The organism is Ideonella sp. P3_A4, assembly GCF_056403075.1.
The window spans coordinates 1-22743 of record NZ_JBFUGE010000042.1 but is presented as its reverse complement, the minus strand read 5'-3'; the positions used below and the strand labels follow the sequence as shown (position 1 = coordinate 22743).

Below are 22743 nucleotides of genomic sequence, written 5' to 3'. Positions count from 1 at the left end.
TGTCTGTCCAGCCCTGATTGAAACCGCCGCGCCTCGCGGCGGTTTTTCGTTGTGGCCGCGCTGCTGTCGCGGGCTTGTCGAGCGTGGTGCGCAATGGAATACTGAACCATGAACCGCACCACCGCCATCGATCCCCAGTCCCTCACCTGGCTCGAGCTGGGTGAGGCCCAACGGTTGCTGATCAATCAGTTTCCGCGCATAGCCTTCGGCCTCGACCTCGACGGTCGCATCCTCTGGGCCAACCCGGCCGCCACCTTGGCGCTCGGCTACGAGCTCGGTGAACTCAACCACAAGCCGCTGATCGGCACCGTGCTACGGCGCGAGGAAATCGAAGCCCGGGCCGCGATGCTTGCACGTGAGCTGGATGCCCGCGTGGCCGCCGATGCCAGCGTGTTCAGCGCCCGTCTGCGGCGCGGCTTGGCCGATGAACACGCCTGGGTACTGCGTGCCAAAGACGGCGAGCCCCGATCGGTCACCTTGTCGCTGGGCACCTTGCGTGATGCCGGCGGTGGCGTGGTCGGCTTGATCGCCGTCGAATGCGAAGGCGAAGCGCCGGTGGATGCACCGATCTCGCTCAGCCACCACGACAGCCTGACCGGCCTGCCGACCCGCGCCGTGCTGCAGGACCGCGCCGAAATGGCGATGCAGCGCGCCGCCCGCGCCGGCACCCAGATCGGCGTGCTGCTGATCGAACTCGAAGGCTTCGACGCGCTGTGCGCCGAGCACGGCCCCAGCATCGGCGACGACCTGCTACGCGCCACCGCTGGCCGCCTGCACTTCGAGTTGCGCAAGACCGACACGGCGGTGCGCATGCCAAACGGCCAGTTCGTCGCGATGCTGGTCGACCTGCACCATGCCGACGAGGCCCAGCGTGTGGCCGGCAAGATCGCTGCGGCACTCGGTGGGCCGGTCAACACCGGGGTCGAAGTGCTGCAGCCGCGCTGCCGTGTCGGCGTGGCCGTCTACCCCGAGCATGGCGACCAGCTGTTGCCGTTGCTCGAAGCGGCCAACCAAGCCTTGCAGACAGCCCGCGGCGGCAGTGACTCCGCGGTGGCCGTGGCCGTGGCGCCAGCAAGTTAGGTTCTGTGGCGGCCGCTGCGCGCCGCCTGCTGCTGGCCGGTGCCACCGGGCTGGTCGGCCGCGCGGTGCTGACGCAGCTGGCCGAGCGCCGGGCGGCAGGCCAGCCGCGTGGGCCGGTGTGGGCGCTGCTGCGCCGGCCACCTGACTCTGGCCTCGAAGCCGCCCTTGCACAAGCCGACGTCCATGCGTTGATTGCCGCCAGCCTGGGGCCGCCCCTGCGGCTGCCCACGGTGGACGACGCGTTGATTGCGCTCGGCACCACCATCGCCGTGGCAGGCACGCACGAGGCCTTTCGGGCGGTCGACCTGGACGCGGTGTTGGCCATCGCCCGCGCCGCACGTGATGCCGGCACCAAACGCCTGGCGGTCGTGTCAGCGTTGGGCGCCGACGCCAACGCCAGCGTGTTCTACAACCGCGTCAAAGGCCAGATGGAAGACGCCGTGTCGGCACTCGGCTTCGACAGCCTGGTGATCGCGCGCCCGTCGCTGCTGGCGGGTGACCGCGCCGCGCTCGGGCAACCGGCCCGGCCCGGCGAGCGCTGGGCCTTGCGCTTGCTGCGGCCAGTGCAGGGCTTGTTGCCACCCTCGGTGCGGCCGATCGAAGCCATCGTCGTCGCCCGTGCCCTGCTGCGGGCATTGGACGAAGGCCTGCCCGGCCGCCAGGTGCTGCCCTCGGCGGAACTGGCCCGCCGGGGCACACCGTGATGTCCAAGAAGCGAAGGGCCGCTCCCGAGCTTCTTGACCCCCTCGGGGGGCGGTCCGTGCACGGCCCTGGGGGCCTTCGGTCGTCAGAAGTGGATGCCGCGCATCATCTGCTGCAGCGCGATCGCCTCGGCTGACAGCTGCGGCTTGGCGCCCTTCTCGCCCTTCGCCGCGTCCGAGTCCGGGAACATGCGGAAGCTGGTGTTCATCGCAATCTGCGCCACGCGGGGCAGCAGGGCGTGCAGCAACTGGCCGGTCGTGCCCAGACGGGTGGCGATGCGCACCGGCTTGTAGACACAAGCTTGCGCGATCATGTCGGCCGCTTCCTCGGGGCTCAGCGTCGGCACGTTGTTGTAGATCTTCGTCGGCGCGATCATCGGCGTGCGCACCAGCGGCATGTTGATGGTCGTGAAGCTGACGCCCAGGTCGGAGTATTCACTCGACGCGCAACGCGTCCACGCATCCAGCGCTGCCTTGCTGGCCACATAGGCCGAGAAGCGCGGCGCGTTGGTCAGCACGCCGATCGAGCTGATGTTGACGACATGGCCCTTGCGCTTCTTGACCATGCCCGGCAACAGGCCCATCGTCACCCGCAGACAGCCGAAGTAGTTCAGCTGCATCGTGCGCTCGAAGTCGTGGAAGCGGTCGTAGCTGTTCTCGATCGCGCGACGGATCGAACGACCCGCGTTGTTGATCAGGAAGTCGACGCCGCCGAAGCTCTCGGTCAGCCAGGCGATCATCTCGCTGCAGCTCTGCTCGTTGGCAATGTCGGCCGAGTAGATGTGGACCTGCGCGTCCTTGCCGGCCTTGCCGCGGATCTCGGCCTCGGCCTCCTTCAGCTTGACCTCGTCACGCGCGCAGATCACCGTGATCGCGCCAGCCTCGGCGAACTTGATCGCCGCGGCCAAGCCGATGCCCGACGAGCCACCGGTCACCAGCACCACCTTGCCGGCCACCGCGCCACGCAACGAGCGGTCGATCAGCAGATCCGGGTCGAGGTGACGCTCCCAGTAGTCCCACAGGCGCCAGGCGTAGTCGTCCAGCTTCGGGCACTCGATGCCCGAGCCCTTCAGCGCGGTCAGCGTGTCGCGGCAGTCGTAGCGCGTCGGGTAGTTGATGAAGGTCAGGATGTCTTCGGGCAGCCCGAGATCCTTCATGATCGCGTTGCGCACGCGGCGCACCGGCGCCACCGCCATCAGGCCCTTCTTGACGCTCTTCGGGATGAAACCCAGCAGCGCCGCGTTGACGAACAGGTTCATCTTCGGCGCGTGGGCGGCCTTGGAGAAGATGTCCAGCACGTCGCCGACGCGGTAGCCGACCGGGTCCACCAGGTGGAAGCAGGCGCCCTTGACCGCCGCCTTCGAGTGGCTGATGTGGTCCAGTGCATTGACGACGAAGTCGACCGGCACGATGTTGACGCGGCCGCCTTCCAACCCCACCGCCGGCATCCACGGCGGCAGCAGTTGGCGCATGCGCTGGATCAGCTTGAAGAAGTAATAGGGCCCGTCGATCTTGTCCATCTCGCCGGTCTTCGAATCACCGACGACCATCGCCGGCCGGTACACCGTCCACGGCACCTTGCTTTCCTTGCGCACGATCTTCTCGGACTCGTGCTTGGTCGCGAAGTACGGGTGGTCCAGCCCTTCAGCCTCTTCGAACATGTCTTCGCGGAACACGCCTTCGTACAGGCCGGCGGCGGCGATCGAGCTGACATGGTGCAGGTGGCCGGCGTCGATGGCCTTGGCGAACTCGACGACGTTGCGCGTGCCTTCGATGTTGACCAGCACCTGGCTCTCTTCGTCGGCCGACAGGTCGTAGACAGCCGCCAGGTGGTAGACCGAGTCGATCTGGCCCTTCAGCTGCTTGATCACATCGGCCGCGACACCCAGCTTCTTCGCGGTCAGGTCGCCGCTGATGGGGATCGCGCGGGTCTTGGAAACGCCCCAGTCCTCCAGCAGGCCGGACACTTTGCCCTCGCTGCCGGGACGAACCAGGAAGTACACCGTCGAGCCACGGCGCGCGAGCAGTTTCTTGACGAGACGCTTGCCGATGAAGCCGGTGGCGCCGGTGACGAAATACTGCATGAAGCCTCCTGGGTGAATTGGGATTCGGGAAGGGTATGTTCGCGCGGATTTTGGCCCGCGTCGCCACGGGCAGCTTTCGCGCTTACCCCAGATAGGCGCACGCACCTAGCGTTTTAGGATGCCGCCTCGAAAACCCGCTCCTACACTGGGTTTTCTGAATGCCCCCAGGGCCGGGTCATACCCAGCCCGCCCCCCGCGGGGGTTCAAGCAAAGTGGCCGAGCCATATTTGCTTGAGTGGGTGGCTCGTCCACCCTGACGTTTTGTCGCCAACCTGAACTGGAAAGAKGATCCCCACCATGGTCAAGAAGCTGAAGAAGATGGCTGAGCAAAAGTCTGCCTCCCCCGCGGGCCTGCTGGACAGCCAGCTCGCCGGTGCGGTGAAGGCCTCGGCCCAGCAGATCTGGCTGGCTGGCATGGGCGCGTTCTCCAAGGCCCAGGAAGAAGGCACCAAGGTCTTCGAAGCCCTGGTCAAGGAAGGTGTCAGCCTGCAGCGCAAGACCCAGGCCGTGGCTGAAGAGCGCATCGGCGAAGTGACCGGCAAGATGAGCGCCATGGCCGGTGAAGTCACCAACAAGGCCGGTGCCTCGTGGGACAAGCTGGAATCGATCTTCGAAGCCCGCACTGCCAAGGCGCTGGGCAAGCTGGGTGTGCCGACCGCCAAGGACGTGGCCGCCCTGACCGAGCGTGTCGACGCGCTGGCCAGCGCCGTCGCCAAGCTGGGCGGCAAGGTCGCCCCGGCCAAGAAGGCCGCTGTGAGCAAGGCCAATGGCGCCGCCGCCCCGAAGGCCGCCGCCAAGAAGCCGGTCGCCAAGAAGGCCGCCGCTCCGGCAAAGAAGGCTGCTGCTCCGCGCAAGGCCGCCGCCAAGAAGGCCGCCAAGAGCACCGAGGCCGCCGCGGCCTGATGCCCTTTTCGGGGCGCCGCCGTGATGGCCGCGCCCCGCGTCTGAGCAGTTCTTGTCTTTGAGCCCCCGCCGCCCTTCGGCCCCCGGCCGCCCGCGCATTGCGCTGGCACTGGCCGGCGGTGGCCCGCTCGGTGCGATCCATGAGATCGGTGCGCTGTGCGCACTCGAAGAGGCCCTGCCGGGTCTCGACTTCACCGACCTGAACGCCTACATCGGCGTGTCCGCTGGCGCCTTCATCGCCGCCGGCCTGGCCAACGGCATGACGCCGCGCCAGATGTGCGCCGCCTTCATCGAAAGCGACGGCGGCGCCGACGACCTGATCGACCCCCACCTGTTCACGCAGCCGGCCTGGCGCGAGTACCGTCGCCGTTTGCGCCGCCTGCCGTCCTTGGCAGCCGATGCCGCCTGGCAGGTCGCTGCGGGCAAGCTGCCGTGGGTCAATGCGCTCGGCCTGCTCGGCGGTGCGCTGCCCAATGGTCTGTTCGACAACCGCGCGATGCAGGCGCAGCTGGAACGCGTGTTCTCCGCACCCGGTCGCAGCAACGACTTCCGCCAACTGCGCCGCCCGCTGGTGGTGGTGGCCACCGATCTGGACACCGGCGAAGCCGCGCCCTTCGGCCTGCCCGGTTGGGACACGACGCCGATCGCCCGTGCGGTCATCGCCAGCGCGGCGCTCCCGGGCTTGTACCCACCCGTGGCGATCGACGGCCGGCACTATGTCGACGGCGCGCTGAAGAAGACGATCCATGCGTCGGTGCTGCTGGACCAGGGCCAGGACCTGTTGATCTGCCTGAACCCACTGGTGCCGTTCGACGCATCACCGCGCCGCGACGAAGCGGCGCAGCCGGCTCACGACGGCAAGATCCCCCACCTGGCGTCGGTCGGCCTGCCGGCGGTGTTGAGCCAGACTTTCCGCTCGCTGATCCATTCGCGGCTCGAACTGGGCTTGAAGGGCTACGCCCACAGCCACCCCGAGTGCGACATCGTGCTGATCGAGCCCGACCGCCACGACCCGCAGATGTTCCGCGCCGGCACCTTCAGCTACACGCTGCGCCGCGAGCTGGCCGAGCACGCGTACCAGCAGACACGCCGCTGGCTGCGCAACCGCTGCGCCGAGCTGGCACAGGTGTTCGGTGAGCACGGTGTGCCGCTGGACCTCGATTCGCTGTTCCGCGAACGCCGCCTGCTGCCCAAGCTGGCCTTGCGCCGCTCAGGCAATCACCTGACCGAGCGCACGCACCAGGTGCTGGACCAGCTGGAAGCGGTACTGGCCGCCATGCCGGCGGCCTGAACACCCTCCCTCGCGGCTCACGCCGCCGAGGGCGAGGTCACAGATAGCGTGATTCCAGGTGCGCCTTGAAGTGCGCCGGGTTCAGCGTTTCACCACTCGCGCGCACCGCCAGCTCGTCGGTCGTCCACCGGCTGCCCTGGCTCCAGATGTTGGTGTTGAGCCAGCCGAAGACGTCACCCAGCTCGCCGTCGTTGATGCGGGCGTCCAGGTCGGGCATCGCACGGCGCATCGCGGCAAACCATTGCGCGGCGTACATCGCGCCCAGCGAATAGCAGGGGAAGTAGCCGAACAGGCCCTCGGCCCAGTGAACGTCCTGCATCGGGCCATCGGTGAAGTTGCCGCGGGTGTCGATGCCCAGCAGCTCCATCATCGCGGCGTCCCATAGCGCCGGGATGTCCTCGGCTTCGACTTCGCCCTCGATCAGCGCGCGCTCGATGTCGAAGCGCAGCATCACGTGGGCGGGGTAGGTGACCTCGTCGGCGTCGACGCGGATGAAGCCCGGCTTCACGCGCGTCAGCAGGCGGTGCAGGTTGCCCGGCATGAAAGCGGCCTGGTCACCAAAGGCTTCGACCAGCATCGGCGACAGCAGCCGTGCGACGCCCGGGTGGCCACCGAGCTGCATCTCGAAGGCCAGGCTCTGGCTCTCGTGCAGCGCCATCGAGCGGGCCTCGGCCACCGGCTGGCCCAGCAGCGCACGCGGCAGGTTCTGCTCGTAGCGGCCGTGGCCCGTCTCGTGGATCGTGCCCATCAGGCTTTGCACGAAGTCGTCTTCGCGAAAACGCGTGGTCAGCCGCACGTCTTCCGGCACGCCGCCCGAGAACGGGTGTGCGCTGACGTCGAGCCGGCCGGCGCTGAAATCGAACTGCAGCAGCTGCATCACGCGTTCGCACAGCGCCCGCTGCGCGTCCAGCGCAAACGGCCCGTGCGGCTGCAGCACCGTCTCGCGGGCCTGCTTCTCGCTCACACGGCGGATCAGATCGGGCAACCAAGCGCGCACGTCGCCGAAGACCTGGCGCACTTTGACAGTGGTCATCCCGGGCTCGTACTGGTCCATCAACGCGTCATAGGGCGTCAGGCCCGAACGCTCGGCCAGGCGCTGCGCGACCTCGCGGTAGATGCCCAACACCTCTTTCAGGTTGGGCAGGAAGCCGGCCCAGTCGTTGGCGGGCCGCTGGCTGCGCCAGGCGTGCTCGCAACGCGAGGTGGCCAGCGAGCGCCGTTCGACCAGCGCTTCGGGCAAGGAGGTGGCCGCGTCCCATTGGCGGCGGATCTCGCGCAGGTTGGCCTTCTGCCCATCGTCGAGCGCTTCCTGGCCGGCTGCGTCGAGGCCGTTGCCGAGCGCCGTGTCGGTGCGCAAGCGGTGCAACAGCCCCGCCAGCTCTGCCAACGCGGCCGAGCGGGCCTCGTTGCCGCGCTCCGGCATGTTGGCCTGCTGGTCCCAGTGGGCAATGTTCTGCAAATGCGCAAACCGGTGGATCCGGGTGAAGCGGTCGGTCAGCGCGTCGTACTGCGGGGTGGCTGGTGGCATCGGGTGCACCGGGGCCGGGGTGGCCGGCACCGGTCTCTCAAACAACGGGTCGTGACCGGATTGTGGGTCGAACGCGACGTCACGGAAGCGCAACAGACACCCCCTCATGGGGGATGGCGCGGGGGTGCCATCGATGCTCGCACCCACAGAAATCGCACCCATCAAAGTATCAAAACTACATGAAAACTACGCACCATCGTTGCACAGCGTTACCTTAATTCATTCGTGCATTACCTGATACTAGGGCCAAACCAGCTTGGCGACGGGAGGCGTATGTACTGAAACTACACGCCAATCCGGCGATTTTTGGATATCAACATTCCTTCATCAGCGCGCCGATGCGCAACGCCCGCTTACAGGGTCTCGCGCCTTTTGACACCACAGCCGGCCCATCGGGGGCCCGCTTGAAAGGACGCCTCTGGGTCAGCCATCAGACTCCGCCCATCCGGACCGCCGCAGTGGCTTTGGTCACACCTCCCTCAATCATCGAGTTAGACAAGCATGAACAATAAACGGAGACGACTCGCCGCCACCCTGGCCACCGCCTGCATGGCCACGCTGACGGCAGCCCTGGCACCGGCCAGCAGCCACGCCGCGCTGAACCCGCGCGACACCTCGGTCCAGATGTTCGAGTGGAGCTGGAACGACATCGCGACCGAGTGCACCCAATGGCTGGGCCCGCAAGGGTATGGCGCGGTGCAGATCTCGCCGCCGGGCGCGTCGAAGAACGCCAACGGCTGGTGGGGCGTCTACCAGCCCGTCAACTACGTGGCACTGACCAGCCGCATGGGCAATGCCTCGCAGCTGCAAACGATGATCGACACCTGCCACACGGCCGGCGTGCGGGTCTACGCCGACATCGTCGTCAACCAGATGGCCGACGGCTCCGGCACCGCCACCGACGGCTCCAGCTGGAACGCCGACACGCTGAGCTTCCCGTTCTTCAGTGCCGCTGATTTCCACAGCCGCTGCGACATCCAGCAAAGCGACTACAACAGCCCGAACACCCGCGACCGGGTGATGAACTGCCGCATGGGTGGCCTGCCCGACCTGGCAACCGAGAGCAGCTATGTGCAAGGCCAGATCGTCAACTACCTGAGCACGCTGTTGACCATGGGTGTCGACGGCTTTCGCATCGACGCGGCCAAGCACATGCCGGCGTCAGCGTTGCTGGGCATCCTGAACACCGTCAAGTCGACCCACCCGTTGACCAAGGCCGGCGAGCCGATCTGGGTCACACAAGAAATCATTCCAGACGGCGGCGTGACACGCTCGGACTACTTCAGTGTGGGCACGGTGAACGAATTCCAGTTCACCTATGCGATGCGCGACGTCTTCCGCGGCAACAACGGGCTGACGCTGTCATCGATCCCTTCGATCATGGGCAGCTGGGRCAACTGGGGCGGCTCGTGGGGCTTCGTGCAGCCGCAGTTCGCGACGGTCTTCGTCAACAACTGGGACACCGAGCGCAACGGCAGCTCATTGACCACCGCCAACCACACCGGTGCGGTCAACGACAGCATCGGTACCAAGCGCTACGACCTGGCCAACATCTTCATGCTGGCGCAAGGTTATGGCGAGGCGCAATTGCACTCGGGCTTTCGCTTCACCAACGCCGATGCCGACCGTCCGAGTGCCAGCCCCTACGTGAACGGCGCGCCGCAAATCAACGTGGTCTGGGACTTCGTGCACCGCTGGAGCGACATCTCGAACCTCGTCAAGTTCCGCTCGGCAATGAACGGCCAGGCGCAGCAGAACTGGGCGGTCGGCAACAACGGCAACCAGGTTTCGTTCAACCGCGGCAATGTCGGCTTCGTCGCGTTGAACAACAGCAGCAGCGCGTGGACCAAGACCTTTGCCACCACGCTGCCGGCCGGCACGTACTGCAACGTGGTGCAAGGCACGTTGGCGGCAGACGGTGCCAGCTGCACTGGTAGCACGGTGACGGTGGATGCAAGCGGCAACGCCGCGATCACCGTGGCGGCCAACGATGGCGGCAGCACCGTGCCTGCCGTCGTCATCTACACCGGGCAGAAGCTCGGCGGTGGCGGAGGAGGCGGTGGCACCTGCGCGATGACCTTCAAGATCGCCAACGCCAACACCAGCTTGGGACAGAACCTGTACGTCGTCGGCAATCAGACCAAGCTCGGCAACTGGACGCCGTCACAGGGCTTCGCGCTGACGATCGTCGGCTCAGGCGCCAACGCCACCTGGAAGGGCACAGTCGCCCTGCCGGCCAAGACAGCGGTCCAGTACAAATATGTGAAGTGGAACGGCACGACTGCGGTCTGGGAAAGCAACCAAGCCACCGCCAGCGGCAACCGCGAGATCACGACCTGCGCCAAGGGCAACGCCAAGACGCAGAACGACGGCAGCTTCAAATTTTGACGTGCGCCATGCCGGGACAGGTCACAAGCTGATTTGTCCCGGAAACCACCACAGCAAGGCGGCCGTCATCGTCAGATAACGGCCGAACTTGCCGATCGCCATGTAGAGCACGCAAGGCCAGAACGGCAGCTTCAGCCAACCGGCCACCGCGCACAGCGGATCGCCGACCACCGGCAGCCAGCTCAGCAGGCAGGCCTTGGCACCAAATCGATGCAGCCACTGCACGGCCTTGGCTTCATGAGGGCGGCGGTGGGCGACATGCTCGTAGGCTTTTTCGGCGCCGTAGCCCATCCACCAGGTGATGGCTCCGCCGACGGTGTTGCCCGCCGTGGCCACCAGCACCGCCGGCCAGAACAGCCCGGTGTCGAGCTTGACCAGGCCAATGACCGCGAACTCCGAGCCCAGCGGCAACAGCGTGGCTGACACCACCGAGATGATGAAGACCGCGCTCAAGCCCAGTCGCGGCACCGCCAACGCAACCAACAGGCTGTTCACCCATGACGCAATGCCTGCTTCCATGCCGGCGCATTATGGAAGGCCCGGGGGGCCGGCGAGCCGAACCCGTGCAACAGTGGCCGGACGTGGCCCGCTCCGCCCGAATGGCATCAGCCCGGTGTCAGCCGGCGGCCGCAAGCTGTGGCCCCGCCCCTCCACTCGAAACGACGCACCATGCCGCAGACCGCCGCTTCTGTCCGTCACCCGAGAACAAGCACCCGGCTCGCGATGGYGGCCGGCCTCTGGTTGGGGCTGCTGCTGGCGGGCCCGGCGCAGGCTGCCGAGGCGGGTTGCACGCAGATGACAGCCTCCGGCAACCCGGAGTACCCGCCATTCCTGTGGCGCGACCCCGACAACGAGAGCCACCTGATCGGCGCGAACGCCGAGTTGATGCAGTGGCTGGCCAAAGAGATCGGCGTGCCGATCGAGGTGCAGTACAGCGGCCCTTGGGGCCGGGTGCAGGAAGAGACGCGGCTCGGCCATGTGGACCTGATCACCGGCGCCTTCTTCACCCAGCCGCGCACCGAGTACATGGACTACTTCCACCCGGCGTTCCACGAGACACGCTCGGTGATCTGGACCCGCGGCGACAACGACAAGCTGAAGTTCCGCCGCTGGGCCGACCTGGTGGGCCTGCAGGGCGTGACGGTGATCAACAACAGCTTCGGTGAAGAGTTCGACCGCTACGCGAAAGACAAGCTGCGCATCAACCAGGTCGCGAGCCTGGAGCAGGCGATCCAGATCGTGCAGGCCGGCCGTGCCGACTACCTCGTCTACGAAGACAGCCCCGGCCAGGCCTTCCTGGCCCGCCGCAACATCAACGATGTGAAGATGTTGGGTGAGCCGGTGGCGCGCGAGAACCTGTACCTGACACTGTCTTACCGCTCCCCTTGCAACACGCCCGAGATGCGCGGCCGCATCGCCCGGGCGCTGTACAAGCTCAACCGGGAAAAGACGATGAGCGGCTTCGTCGACAAGGGCATTCAGCTCTGGCGCAAGCAGACGGCCAAGTAGGCCGAACGGCACCCCGAAGCGACGCGCCGGGGCAGGTAGAATCCTGCCTCCTTTTTGTGCAGCCCCCTGGGATCGCGTGCGCGATCCCGCCCCCCGAGGGGGTGTCGAAAAACTCGGGGCGGCCCTTCGTTTTTCCGCAGTCCATGCCGTCGTCACCCCTTCTTCAACCGCTGCTGCGTCCGCTCCGGATCGGCCCTTACGAGCTGGCGAACAACCTGTTCGTCGCGCCGATGGCCGGGGTGACGGACCGCCCGTTTCGCCAGCTGTGCAAGCGGCTCGGCGCGGGCTATGCGGTCAGCGAGATGGTGACCTCGCGCAAGGACCTGTGGCAGTCGCTGAAGACCTCGCGCCGCGCCAACCACGACGGTGAGCCAGGCCCCATTGCGGTGCAGATCGCCGGCACCGATGCGGCGATGATGGCCGAGGCCGCCGCCTACAACATCGACCGCGGCGCGCAGATCATCGACATCAACATGGGCTGCCCGGCCAAGAAGGTGTGCAACAAGTGGGCCGGGTCCGCGTTGATGCGCGACGAACCGGGCGCGCTGGCCATCATCGAAGCGGTGGTCGCGGCCTGTGCGCCGCACGGCGTGCCGGTCACGCTGAAGATGCGCACCGGCTGGTGCGCCGAGGTGCGCAACGCGCTGTCGCTGGCGCGCGCGGCCGAGAGCGCCGGCGTCGCGATGGTGACCGTGCACGGCCGCACCCGCGAGCAAGGCTATGGCGGCCAAGCCGAGCATGAGACAGTGGCGGCAATCAAGGCCGCGCTGCGCATCCCTGTGGTCGCCAACGGCGACATCGACACCCCCGAGCGCACCGCCGAGGTGCTGCGCGCCACCGGCGCCGACGCGGTGATGATCGGCCGCGCCGCCCAAGGCCGGCCCTGGGTCTTCAACGAGATCGCCCACTACCTGTTGCACGGCGAACACCTGGAAGCACCGGCCACGCGAGACGTGCAGCACTGGCTGACCGAACACCTGGCCGACCACTACACGCTGTACGGCGAAGAAACCGGCGTGCGCAGCGCCCGCAAGCACATCGGCTGGGCCGTGCGGGCCCTGCCCGGCGGCGAGGCCTTCCGCGCCGTGATGAACACCTTGGACGACGCAGCCGCCCAGCTGCGCGCCGTGACGACTTTTTTCGACCACCTGGCCGACCAACACGAACGCCTGCCGGTGGTGGCTGACGCCGCCGCCAACCAGGATCAGATCGCCCTGCTCGCCTGAGCGCCGTTTTGCCGGAGCCCGCCGCAAGGCGGGCCTTCCTTTTTCATGAGCAAGAAAAACATCGAAGAGTGCGTCCGTGAGACGCTGACCCAGTATTTCAAGGACTTGAACGGCGAAGAGCCGCATTCGCTGCACGACATGGTCATCCTGACCGTCGAGAAGCCGCTGCTCGACGTCGTGATGCGCCAGGCCGAAGGCAACCAGAGCAAAGCCGCCGAATGGCTGGGCATCAACCGCAATACGCTGCGCCGCAAGCTTGTCGAGCACAAGTTGATCAAGTAACCGATTTCCTTTCCATTGATCGCACCACCACCATGGCTGACCTCACCGCCCTGCTCTCGGTCTCCGACAAGACCGGCATCGTCGACTTCGCCCGCGCGCTGCACGCGCAAGGCATCAAGCTGCTGTCGACCGGCGGCACCGCGAAGCTGCTGGCCGACAACGGCCTGCCAGTGACCGAAGTCTCCGAGATCACCGGCTTTCCCGAAATGCTCGACGGCCGCGTGAAGACGCTGCACCCGCGCGTGCACGGCGGCCTGCTGGCGCGGCGTGACGTGCCGGCCCACATGGCGGCGCTGAAAGAACACGGCATCGGCACGATCGACCTGCTGATCATCAACCTGTACCCGTTCGCGAAGGCCACCGCCAAGGCCGATTGCACACTCGAAGATGCGATCGAGAAYATCGACATCGGCGGCCCCGCGATGCTGCGCGCCGCGGCGAAGAACTGGCAGGACGTCGGCGTCGTGATCGACCCGACCGACTACCCGCAGGTGCTGAGCGAGCTGCAATCTGGCGGCCTGAAGCGTGCCACCAAGTTCATGCTGGCCAAGAAGGTGTTCGCCCACACGGCCGCCTACGACGGCATGATCACCAACTACCTGACCGCGCTCGAAGCCGGCTCGGAAGACAAGACCGAAGCGGTGCCGGCCAAGGCCGACTACCCGCAGGTCTTCAACCTGCAGCTGCACAAAGTGCAGGGCATGCGTTACGGCGAGAACCCGCACCAGTCGGCCGCCTTCTACCGCGAGACCTTGGCCGCAGAGGGCACGCTGGCGCAGTGGCAGCAGATCCAGGGCAAGGAACTCAGCTTCAACAACATCGCCGACGCCGACGCCGCGTGGGAATGTGTGAAAGCCTTCGACCAGCCCGCCTGCGTGATCGTCAAGCACGCCAACCCCTGTGGTGTGGCCGTTGGCGCGACACCGCTCGAGGCCTACCAGAAGGCACTGAAGACCGACCCGACCAGCGCCTTCGGCGGCATCATGGCCTTCAACCGCCCGATCGATGCCGACGTGGTCGAAGCGATCAACGCCAACAAGCAGTTCGTCGAAGTTGCGATTGCCCCGGCCATCCTGCCAGGTGCCCGCACGGCGTACGCTGCCAAGCAAAACGTTCGCCTACTCGAAGTACCCATCAGCAAGCTCAGCAACGCGCTGGACTTCAAACGCGTCGGCGGCGGCATGCTGCTTCAATCGGCCGACAACATCGACATCGTCGGCGAGGTCAAGGTCGTCACCAAGCTGAAGCCCACCGAGCAACAGATGGCCGACATGCTGTTCGCCTGGACCGTTGCGCGCTTCGTCAAGAGCAACGCGATCGTCTTCTGCAAAGACGGCATGACGATGGGCGTCGGTGCTGGCCAGATGAGTCGCCTCGACTCGGCCCGCATCGCCAGCATCAAGGCAGGCCACGCCGGGCTGACGTTGCAAGGCACGGCTGTCGCGAGTGACGCGTTCTTCCCGTTCCGTGATGGGCTGGATGTCGTGGTGGATGCCGGCGCGACTTGCGTCATCCATCCGGGCGGCTCCATGCGCGACGATGAAGTGATCGCGGCGGCCGACGAACGTGGAATCGCGATGGTGCTGACGGGCACGCGCCACTTCCGGCACTGAACGAATCGAAGGTCTGCCTGCGCAGCGTCGACGAGGCGGGGTGAGGGGTACCCCCCTGACGCTCGTTAGACGTTCGACAGTGGGGTACCTCTCACCCCGCAAGCCACCCACAGTGGCCAGGCAAAGCGTTCGTTGAAGCACCCGAATGGGCATTCGAACGCGCTGCCACACCACCACGATTGGCAGCGGCAGGCGGGGAGCCGAACGGGCGCGCGTCTAACGTGCGAACGGCCGGCTTCCTGCCTGCCGCCGCGTAAACGTAAAGCCCGCGCAAGCCACCGGCGAGCTGAAACGTATTCAGCGACTGTGCGACGTCAGCTTCGACAACGGCGACGCCAAGCTCACCCCCGGCATCGCAACGCGCGCGGTGGCCTTGTCGGCCTCCGCACCATCGCCCACCACCGGCTCGATCTCGCCTTCGCCTGTCGCAACCCCAGGCAGTTGGTCATCGTCCAACACGTGACGACGCATCGCGACACCCACCGCCAGGATGTCGATCACCAGCAGGTGCAGGATGCGGGTGACCATCGGCAGGTGCGTGGTCACGTCTTCGGGGTAGTCGATGATCAACGCGACATCGGCGCGTTTGGCCAATGGTGATTGGCTGGCAGTGATCGCGATCACCGCGGCGCCTCGCGCCTTGGCTTTCTCCACCACCTCCAGCAACTCGGGCAGGCGGCCGCTGGCGCTGATCACCACCACCACATCCTTCGGCTTCAGCACACCGGCCGCCAGCATCTGCAAGCGTGAGTCGGTGTAAGCCATGCTCGGCAGGCCGAAGCGCAGGAACTTGAACTGCGCGTCCATTGCCACCACGCCGTAGTGGCCGAGTGCGTAGAAATCGATGCGCTGCGCGTCAAGCAGCGTCTCGATCGCACGGTTGATCATTTCGCGGTTCAGCTGGCTGCGCACCTGCAGGATCGCCGAGGCTGTGTTGCCCAGCACCTTGCTGCCCAGCTCCAGCATCGAGTCGTCGGTGGTCACCTGGGTGTGGGTGATCGGCACCGTGCCGGTCAGGCTGGACGCGAGCCGCAGCTTGAAGTCCGACAGGCCCTCGCAGCCGAGCGAGCGGCAGAAGCGGATCACCGTCGGCTGGCTGACCTGCGCGGCCTTCGCGATCTCGGCGATCGGGTCGTTCAGCACCGAGCGCGGATGCGCCAGGACATGGTCGGCCACACGCAACTCGGCCGGCGTCAGCTCGCCACGCGCACGGCGGATCTGCGTCAGCACCGCCGAGGCTGGCGCGCTGCTGATCGTGCGCAACTGCGCTTCGAGAATGGCCGACGCACCGATGAAGGTCGCGTGCTCGGCCGTGATCACGAAAGTCGGAATGTCCGACAGGTAGCGACTGAAGCGGCCCTTGTCTTCGAAACGGTCGCGGAACGGCGAGCGATCGAAGTACGACCCCAGCCGCGGCACGATGCTGCCGCCGATGTAGATGCCACCCAAGGCACCGAGCGTGACGGCGAGGTTCGCGGCCGCCGTGCCGAGCAGCGCACAGAACACCTCCAGCGTGTCGACGCAAACCTTGTCCGTGCCGTCGAGGGCACGCTGCGTGATCTCGGGTGCGGACAGGTTGTCGGCCTTCTCGCCCGCGTAGTCGGCCAATGCGCGGTGCATCAGCTCCAGCCCGGGGCCGGACAGCAGGCGCTCGAACGACACGTGGTCGTACTGCTTCCATGCGTGGCGCAGGATCGCGATCTCACGCTCGTCGCGCGGCGAAAAGCTGGTGTGGCCGCCTTCTGAGCCGAGTGAGATCCAGCCATCGCCGGCTGGGATCAGGCCCGACACGCCCAGGCCGCTGCCCGAGCCGAGCAAGCCGATCACGTTTTGCTTGCGCGCATTGCCGCCACCGACCTGGCGCAGGTCCTTCGGGCCCAGCCGCGGCAGCGCCATCGCCAGCGCGGTGAAGTCGTTCAGCACCACCAGCGTCTCGAAGCCCAGCCGCTGGCGCATCTGCTCGATCGAGAACTGCCAGTGGTAATTCGTCATCCGCACCTGGTCGCCTTCGACCGGATTGGCGATCGCGACCGCGGCGTGCTGGATCTGCGTGCCGGCCGGCAAGGTGGCGACGTAGGCGCTGACGGTGGCGTGGAAATCGGCGTGGTCCGCGCAACGCAACGAGGCGATCTGCGTGAACTCGCCCTGCGCCACCTCGAGCGCGAAGCGGGCGTAGGTGCCGCCGATGTCGGCAATCAGCCGGGGGCTGTCGAACGATGCCATGGGGGACGATTTGCGCGGGGCGCCGGGCGTGAGGTGGGCCATTATCGAGCGCTTCATCGACCGGCCCCGCTCGGTGCTACCCGCGCACGAAGACCACCGCGGTGCGCGGCGGGATCGTGAAGCTGCCTGACCCGGTGTCGACACGGGCCTCGCGGGCGCGCAGGTCGGCCGCGCCCCGCTGTGTGTGGGCCGGGTGCAGACGCCAAGCCGTGCCCTTTGTCAGCTCCGGCAGCACCAGCGTCTGCGCCGATTCGGCCACGTTGACGAAGTACAGCAGCTCACCAAATCGCGCATCTGGCCACCCCGCCCCATCGAGCCGCCCCACCAGCACCGCAGGATTCTGCTGCGGGCCGCTGTTCGGAAAGCTCAGGCGTTGGCGCACCTCGGCCGCATCGCGCAGGCGGAACAACGGCGTGCTGGCCCGGATCGCGAGCAGATCGCGGAAGGTGTCTCGCGCCCACGCGATGTCGCGCGGTGCGGGCTGAAGCGCCTTGTCGGCCAGCAGCGGCCGAAAGACCTGCCAGCTGCTCTGGTTGTCGCGCTGCGGCGGCAGGCCGGTGCCGAAGAAGTTGGTCTGGTATGACCAGCCGAGCCGGTTGAACCAGTCGCCCGAGTCGTAGCTGTTGCGGTCGAGCGACTTGCTGCGCAGCGTGTCGATGCCGGCATGGAAATAGGCGACACCCTGGCTGAACAGGTTGATCGCCGCGGCCAGCATCTGCACCCGCGCGCGTTCGGCACCGGTGGTTTCGCGTGGCAGCTTCAACACGTTGTTGTCGAACAGCGTCTGGTTGTCGTGGTTCTCGACGTAGTTGACGACCTCGCCCGGCTGGCTGGCATAACCCGCTGGTTGGCCGGTGTAGTCGATATGATCGAGCCGCTTCGTCTCGCCCTGCCGAGTCTGCAACTCGTAGCTGCGCAGAGTGCCAGCCAGGCCGATTCGCACCTGGTCGGCCAGGCGCATCGCCTCGTCGCGCGGACCATCGACGGCGCCGTTGATGTAGCCCTTGCGCCGGACCAGCGCTTCGCCCTCGTCGCCGGCCGAGCCGCCGCGCACGGCGTCGCGACCTCGGTCGCTGAAGGTGCCGATGCCGCTGCCGCCCAGCGACAGCTGCGACGCCTGCACGAAGCGCTTGCCATCGGCCACTTCGCCGAAGTTCCAGCCTTCGCCGATCAGGTTGACGTGGCGGCCGGTGGCAGCGTTCACCTCGCGCTGAAGCACCTCCATCGCCGCGCGCGGCTGATGCGCCATCAGGTCGAAGCGGAACGAATCGATGCGGTACTGCGTGGCCCAGAGCTTGACCGAGTCGGTCATCAGCTTGGCCATCATCGCGTGCTCGGTGGCGGTGTTGTCGCAGCAGGTCGAGCGCTCGACGACACCGTTCGCATCGAGCCGGTGGTAGTAGCCGGGCACGATGCGGTCGAGCACCGACTTCAGGTTCTGGCCGGCCGCGGCCGTGTGGTTGTAGACCACGTCCATGCCCACGCGCAGGCCAGCACGGTGCAGCGCCATCACCATCGCCCGGAACTCGCGGATGCGCACCGCACCATCGGCCGGGTCGGTCGCGTAGCTGCCCTCCGGCGCGCTGTAGTGGAAGGGGTCGTAGCCCCAGTTGAAGCAGTCGCGGGCCGCATCGGCCATCACCGCGGCTTGTTGGGCCGGGCTGTCGGGCGCTGCCTTCGGCACCCGCGGGATCACACAGCCGCGCTCGGGCACCGTCGCCAGATCGAACACCGGCAGCAGGTGGATGTCGGTCAGGCCGGACTCGGCGAGTGCGCGCAGGTGGCGCATACCGTGCGACGTGGTGTCGGTGAACGCCAGGTACTTGCCGCGGTGCGCGGCCGACACGCTCGCGTCGCTGGCCGAGAAGTCGCGTACGTGCAGCTCATAGACCACCATGTCGGTGTTGGCCTGCACCTTGCCAGGCACGCCATGCGCGTCCCACCCCGCTGGCTTCAGCCGGGCATCGGCCAAGTTGGCGATGTAGGCGCGCTGCGAGTCGGTGGTCAGACTGACGGCGTAGGGGTCGGTCACCCGGTTGCGCACCCAGCCAGTTCCGGGCACGAACACGTCGACCAGGTAGCGGTAGTAGTGGCCGGTCCAATCGGCGGGCTCGGTGTGACGCCATGCACCGGTCGCGTCGTCAAGCTGCAGCGTGCGCGCGGCCTCGGCGCGGCCGCTGCCACGCGGGTAGACACACAGCGTGACAGCCCGCGCGATCGGTGCCCACAGCTCGAAGCGCGTCGCCTGCGGTTGCACCGTCACGCCGAGTTGCGCCAGTTGCTGCGCCGGCGCGTACAGGTCGTCCAGCAGGCCCGGCAGTTGGACCGTGGTCGCATCGAGCACCAAGCCATCGTCGGCTTCGTGGACCAGCGCCCATTGGCCGGTGATCAGCGCCGGCAGCTTCGCCACGTCATCGGCCGCCACTTGAAGCCGCACGCCGGCGGCCAGGTACTTGAAGCGCGGAACTGGCTCGGTGCCCGTGTTGGCATTGAGTGCGAACGTGGCATCGGCGCCCTGCACCGCTTGACCCTTGGTCAGCACCAGTAGGCCGTCAGCACTGTGGATCAGCCTGAAACGGCTGCCCGCCGCGGCTTCGATACCAGGCCATTGCAACTGCTGCCGATCGAGCCAGACGGCGCGGGCGTCGATCGGGCCGGCGGAGGGCTGCAGCACGGTTTGCCAATCCGCCACGTCACAGTCGGCCAGCGCTGAAATGTTCGCAGGCAAAGGACCTGCCGAAGCAGCCAACGCTGCGGCTGGCGCGAACACCGCGCAAGCGATCAACGAAATCAGGGCAGCACGCCGGATCGGCGCGCGTCGTCGGGTTGTCAAAGTGCTTGCTCCATGCCACGCAGCGCCGTCGCGCGACGGCAGCCGACACAGTAGCAAAACTACAGCATTGGTGCACTCATGGATTCCACCGTCAAGCCAATTGTTCTATCCTGGCTTCGCAATCAGCACCAAAAATTGCGTACCTTTACTACATTGTGCTTGGGCCTCTGCCGGCTCAGCACATGCCTTCGCCCCAGCGTCAATGAACCCGATTCATCGTCTTCGTCACGCCTCGCTCGCCGCCCTGCTGGCCAGCATGGTCGCCGCCCAGGCCCAGCCGGTCGACCTGAGCCCGGTCCCGTTTCAGCCGCCGCCCAGCGCGTTGCCTGAAGGCTGGCAGCACGGCGCATTCATGGAGATCTTCGTCCGCGCCTACCAGGACAGCGATGACGACGGCATCGGTGACCTGCGTGGCCTGACCTCGCGGTTGGACTACCTCAAGGACCTTGGCATCAAGGGCCTGTGGTTGATGCCGATCCAGCGCAATGCCGACGGCGACCACGGCTACGCAACCAGCGAGTTCCGCAGCGTTGCGCCCGAGTACGGCACGCTGGCCGACTTCGATGAGCTGATCAAGCAAGCCCATGCACGCGGCATCGGCGTGGTGATGGACTACGTGATCAACCACAGCGCCGCTCAGCACCCGCTGTTCGTCGAAGCGCTGAAAGGCAAGAACAACCCGTACCGCGACTGGTTCGTCTGGAGTGACGATGCGCCACCCGGCTGGGACATCTGGGGCAAGTACCCCTGGTACCACGCGGCCTCGCAGCCGTGGCTGTTCAGGGGCCACCCGAAAGACCTGCCGAAGCCGGCACCCGATGCGAAGGGCTTCTACTTCGGCACCTTCGGCCCGCACATGCCCGACTTCAACCTGCGCAACCCGACCGTGCTGGCCTACCACCTGGACAGCCTGCGTTTCTGGCTCAACCGCGGGCTCGACGGCTACCGCCTCGACGCGGTGCCGCACATGATCGAGAACGACGCGGTGCACTGGAACGACCAGCTCGAGAGCCGCCGCCTGACCAAGCAGTTGCAAGACCTGATCAAGCAGTACCCGCAGCGCTACGTGGTCTGCGAAGCGACCGCCGAACCTGCAGCCTACGGCGACCCCGCGGTCTGCGGCGGTGCCTTCGCATTCGGCTACACGCAGCACTTCGTCGAAGCGGCGCGCGGCAAGCCCGAGTCGGTGCAGAAGCTGGCCGAGTTCTACCGCACGGCGTCGCCAACGATGGCGACCTTCGTCTCCAACCACGACATCTTCGCCGGCCAGCGCCTGTGGGACCAAGTCGGTGGCGACCTCGCGCGCTACCGCGTCGCCGCGGCTGGCTACCTGCTGCAACCCGGCACCCCCTTCGTCTACTTCGGCGAAGAAATCGGCCAGGCCGGGGTGACGCAGCTCGAGGGCGACATGCCGCTGCGCTCACCGATGAGCTGGTCGGCCACTGCCAGCGGCGCCGGCTTCACGAACGGCACGCCGTTCCGGCCGGTCGCGCCGAACGTGGCCACCTTCAACGCCGCTGCCGAAGCCAAGGACCCGACCTCGCTGCACGCCTTCTACAAGGCCATGCTGGGCCTGCGCAACAGCCGGCCATCAATCGCCCGGGGCAGCTTCGAAAACAGCTTCGCCGATGGCCTGGTGCTGGGCTTCCAGCGCCGGCTCGGCACCGAGCGCACGCTGGTGCTGATCAACTACGGCGCCCAGGCCGCCAAGCTGCGTGTGCCGGCGCTGAAGCCTGACGACCGGCTCGCGGCGCTTTACCCGGCGGGTGCCGACACCGCGCAGGGCGACATGCTGACGCTGGCGCCGCAATCGATCCGGGTCTTCGACATCCGATGACGCAGCCTGCGCCCACGACAACGCTCGAGGCCGAGCGCCAGGCCGCGCAGCTCGCGTTCGAGGCCAGTGGCGCCGAACTGGCCTTCGGCGACCCGCTAGACCTGCCGTGGCCGATCGACGCACTGGCGGCCTGTGTGCCTGGCCAGCCACCGGTGGTCGAGCTGTTCGACTCGGGCCTGACGGCGCAGGTCTTTCGCCTGCGATCGCGGCAAGGCGACTGGACGCTCAAGCGCGCCCGCCCACAGGCGCTGGTGAAGAACACCGACGGCCAGACCTCGTTCCTCAACGAGGTGCAGCGCCGCATCGACCTGGCCGCACTGAAGCAGCGCGACCCGGCCGGCCCGGCCCGCTGGGCGGCGATCGTCGACACCCGCTACGCCTCGTACCGCCAAGGCCTGATCCTCTCGCCGTGGATCGAGGGCCAGCCGGTGGCCGACTGGGACGAGCGCCGGCTCGCCCAGATCCTGTACACCGCGTGCGCGCTTTGGACGGAAGGGTTCTTCGAGTGGGACTTGTGCAGCGGCAACATCCTTGATGACGGACGGCAACTGCAGCTGTTCGACTTCGGCTACATGTACCGCTTCGACCCACGGCGCCACTTCAACACGGCCGGCTGCGGCACCGACGTGCCCTTGTTTCACCCGGCCGAGCGATTCGAGACGCGCAACCACTCGGGCCATTTGCTGGCGCTGGCCGACACGCGCGGCGAGGCCGCAGCACTGGCCGCCTTCCGCCTCGAAAAGACCATCGCGCTCGAGACCTACCGCTGGATGCGCGCCACCATCGCCGAGCGCGGCGCGAGTTCCACCGTACTCGCCTGGCTGGACGACATCGTGCGGCGCTGGGACGAGGCCCTGGGCGGCAGCGCCGAAGCGCTGTACTGGGCCGAGCAATGGCGCTCGCACGTGCTCGATCTCGACGATGACCTGCGCGGCCACAGCTGCACCCCGATGACATTGCGGCGCGCCGACTGGCTGCTGCACGCACTCACCCACCATGCCGACGCGCTGCAGGCGCAACAAGCGCTGTTCTGGGGCGACGAACACAAGAGCCGCGACGCGCTGCACGCTGACTACGCCGCTAAGCGCCGATTGGCCGAGCATCGCCAGCTTTCACATCACTCCCAACACCCACAACCCGAGGTCACGACATGAATCGATGCCTGGCCGCATGGCTGTGCGCCGCCCTGCTCGCCCTGCCCCACGCTGCGTCGGCCGACGGCGCCCCGTTGGCGCCGGACCGCGT

General features: G+C 67.0%; 16 protein-coding genes. 11 read left to right on the top strand and 5 right to left on the bottom strand.

The window, feature by feature from the left end; all coding sequences use genetic code 11:
* Positions 1 to 108: 108 nt before the first annotated feature.
* A complete protein-coding gene (locus AC1DYI_RS07180) occupies positions 109 to 1080 on the top strand; it encodes a diguanylate cyclase domain-containing protein (RefSeq protein ID WP_477203399.1) in 972 nt (323 codons plus the stop codon).
* A gap of 5 nt (positions 1081 to 1085) precedes the next feature.
* Positions 1086 to 1784 (top strand): Rossmann-fold NAD(P)-binding domain-containing protein, encoded by a 699-nt coding sequence (locus AC1DYI_RS07175; protein ID WP_477203398.1) that lies wholly within the window; start codon positions 1086 to 1088, stop codon positions 1782 to 1784.
* Between the two features lie 83 nt (positions 1785 to 1867).
* On the opposite strand, the gene AC1DYI_RS07170 is transcribed toward AC1DYI_RS07175, so the two are convergent.
* Positions 1868 to 3865, bottom strand: coding sequence for an SDR family oxidoreductase (locus AC1DYI_RS07170; RefSeq protein WP_477203397.1), 1998 nt, complete (start codon positions 3863 to 3865; stop codon positions 1868 to 1870).
* A 297-nt stretch (positions 3866 to 4162) separates the two neighbouring features.
* Here AC1DYI_RS07170 and AC1DYI_RS07165 point away from each other — a divergent pair, with 297 nt between their 5' ends.
* Entirely contained in the window at positions 4163 to 4768 is a 606-nt protein-coding gene (locus AC1DYI_RS07165) for a phasin family protein (RefSeq protein WP_477203396.1), read from the top strand.
* Between the two features lie 52 nt (positions 4769 to 4820).
* Positions 4821 to 6059, top strand: coding sequence for a patatin-like phospholipase family protein (locus tag AC1DYI_RS07160; protein WP_477203395.1), 1239 nt, complete (start codon positions 4821 to 4823; stop codon positions 6057 to 6059).
* Positions 6060 to 6096: 37 nt separating this feature from the next.
* Here the strand turns inward: AC1DYI_RS07160 and AC1DYI_RS07155 are convergent, their stop codons facing one another.
* Positions 6097 to 7617: a carboxypeptidase M32 gene (locus AC1DYI_RS07155; protein ID WP_477203394.1), complete on the bottom strand. Its 1521-nt coding sequence runs from the start codon at positions 7615 to 7617 to the stop codon at positions 6097 to 6099.
* A gap of 471 nt (positions 7618 to 8088) precedes the next feature.
* Between AC1DYI_RS07155 and AC1DYI_RS07150 the strand changes: the two genes are divergently transcribed.
* Positions 8089 to 9975: a carbohydrate-binding module family 20 domain-containing protein gene (locus AC1DYI_RS07150; RefSeq protein ID WP_477203393.1), complete on the top strand. Its 1887-nt coding sequence runs from the start codon at positions 8089 to 8091 to the stop codon at positions 9973 to 9975.
* Between the two features lie 21 nt (positions 9976 to 9996).
* Here the strand turns inward: AC1DYI_RS07150 and AC1DYI_RS07145 are convergent, their stop codons facing one another.
* Positions 9997 to 10494, bottom strand: coding sequence for a YqaA family protein (locus AC1DYI_RS07145; RefSeq protein WP_477203392.1), 498 nt, complete (start codon positions 10492 to 10494; stop codon positions 9997 to 9999).
* 204 nt (positions 10495 to 10698) lie between these two features.
* On the opposite strand from AC1DYI_RS07145, the gene AC1DYI_RS07140 reads away from it, so the two are divergent.
* From AC1DYI_RS07140 to purH, 4 genes are all read left to right on the top strand, one after another.
* Positions 10699 to 11484, top strand: coding sequence for a substrate-binding periplasmic protein (locus AC1DYI_RS07140; protein ID WP_477203391.1), 786 nt, complete (start codon positions 10699 to 10701; stop codon positions 11482 to 11484).
* 143 nt (positions 11485 to 11627) lie between these two features.
* On the top strand, positions 11628 to 12710 hold the full coding sequence (gene dusB / locus AC1DYI_RS07135; protein ID WP_477203390.1) for a tRNA dihydrouridine synthase DusB: 1083 nt from the start codon (positions 11628 to 11630) through the stop codon (positions 12708 to 12710).
* 45 nt (positions 12711 to 12755) lie between these two features.
* The gene (locus tag AC1DYI_RS07130; protein ID WP_477203389.1) at positions 12756 to 12992 is read left to right on the top strand and encodes a Fis family transcriptional regulator; all 237 of its coding nucleotides are present in this window, start codon (positions 12756 to 12758) and stop codon (positions 12990 to 12992) included.
* 32 nt (positions 12993 to 13024) lie between these two features.
* Positions 13025 to 14605: a bifunctional phosphoribosylaminoimidazolecarboxamide formyltransferase/IMP cyclohydrolase gene (gene purH, locus AC1DYI_RS07125; RefSeq protein ID WP_477203388.1), complete on the top strand. Its 1581-nt coding sequence runs from the start codon at positions 13025 to 13027 to the stop codon at positions 14603 to 14605.
* Positions 14606 to 14902: 297 nt separating this feature from the next.
* On the opposite strand, the gene AC1DYI_RS07120 is transcribed toward purH, so the two are convergent.
* Positions 14903 to 16828, bottom strand: coding sequence for a glucokinase (locus tag AC1DYI_RS07120; RefSeq protein WP_477203387.1), 1926 nt, complete (start codon positions 16826 to 16828; stop codon positions 14903 to 14905).
* 76 nt (positions 16829 to 16904) lie between these two features.
* The gene (locus tag AC1DYI_RS07115; RefSeq protein WP_477203386.1) at positions 16905 to 19502 is read right to left on the bottom strand and encodes an alpha-1,6-glucosidase domain-containing protein; all 2598 of its coding nucleotides are present in this window, start codon (positions 19500 to 19502) and stop codon (positions 16905 to 16907) included.
* A gap of 361 nt (positions 19503 to 19863) precedes the next feature.
* Here AC1DYI_RS07115 and AC1DYI_RS07110 point away from each other — a divergent pair, with 361 nt between their 5' ends.
* On the top strand, positions 19864 to 21498 hold the full coding sequence (locus AC1DYI_RS07110; protein WP_477203385.1) for an alpha-amylase family glycosyl hydrolase: 1635 nt from the start codon (positions 19864 to 19866) through the stop codon (positions 21496 to 21498).
* On the top strand, positions 21495 to 22652 hold the full coding sequence (locus AC1DYI_RS07105; RefSeq protein ID WP_477203384.1) for a protein kinase family protein: 1158 nt from the start codon (positions 21495 to 21497) through the stop codon (positions 22650 to 22652). Before AC1DYI_RS07110 ends, AC1DYI_RS07105 begins: the two co-directional genes overlap by 4 nt.
* Positions 22653 to 22743 lie beyond the last annotated feature (91 nt).

What these genes read in the sequence shown, in the direction of transcription:
- AC1DYI_RS07105 (WP_477203384.1), top strand. Translation starts at nt 21,495, where the DNA reads ATGACGCAGCCTGCGCCCACGACAACGCTCGAGGCCGAGCGCCAGGCC.
- dusB (WP_477203390.1), top strand. Translation starts at nt 11,628, where the DNA reads ATGCCGTCGTCACCCCTTCTTCAACCGCTGCTGCGTCCGCTCCGGATC.
- AC1DYI_RS07110 (WP_477203385.1), top strand. Translation starts at nt 19,864, where the DNA reads ATGAACCCGATTCATCGTCTTCGTCACGCCTCGCTCGCCGCCCTGCTG.
- AC1DYI_RS07170 (WP_477203397.1), bottom strand. Translation starts at nt 3,865, where the DNA reads ATGCAGTATTTCGTCACCGGCGCCACCGGCTTCATCGGCAAGCGTCTC.
- AC1DYI_RS07165 (WP_477203396.1), top strand. Translation starts at nt 4,163, where the DNA reads ATGGTCAAGAAGCTGAAGAAGATGGCTGAGCAAAAGTCTGCCTCCCCC.
- AC1DYI_RS07180 (WP_477203399.1), top strand. Translation starts at nt 109, where the DNA reads ATGAACCGCACCACCGCCATCGATCCCCAGTCCCTCACCTGGCTCGAG.
- AC1DYI_RS07130 (WP_477203389.1), top strand. Translation starts at nt 12,756, where the DNA reads ATGAGCAAGAAAAACATCGAAGAGTGCGTCCGTGAGACGCTGACCCAG.
- AC1DYI_RS07145 (WP_477203392.1), bottom strand. Translation starts at nt 10,494, where the DNA reads ATGGAAGCAGGCATTGCGTCATGGGTGAACAGCCTGTTGGTTGCGTTG.
- AC1DYI_RS07120 (WP_477203387.1), bottom strand. Translation starts at nt 16,828, where the DNA reads ATGGCATCGTTCGACAGCCCCCGGCTGATTGCCGACATCGGCGGCACC.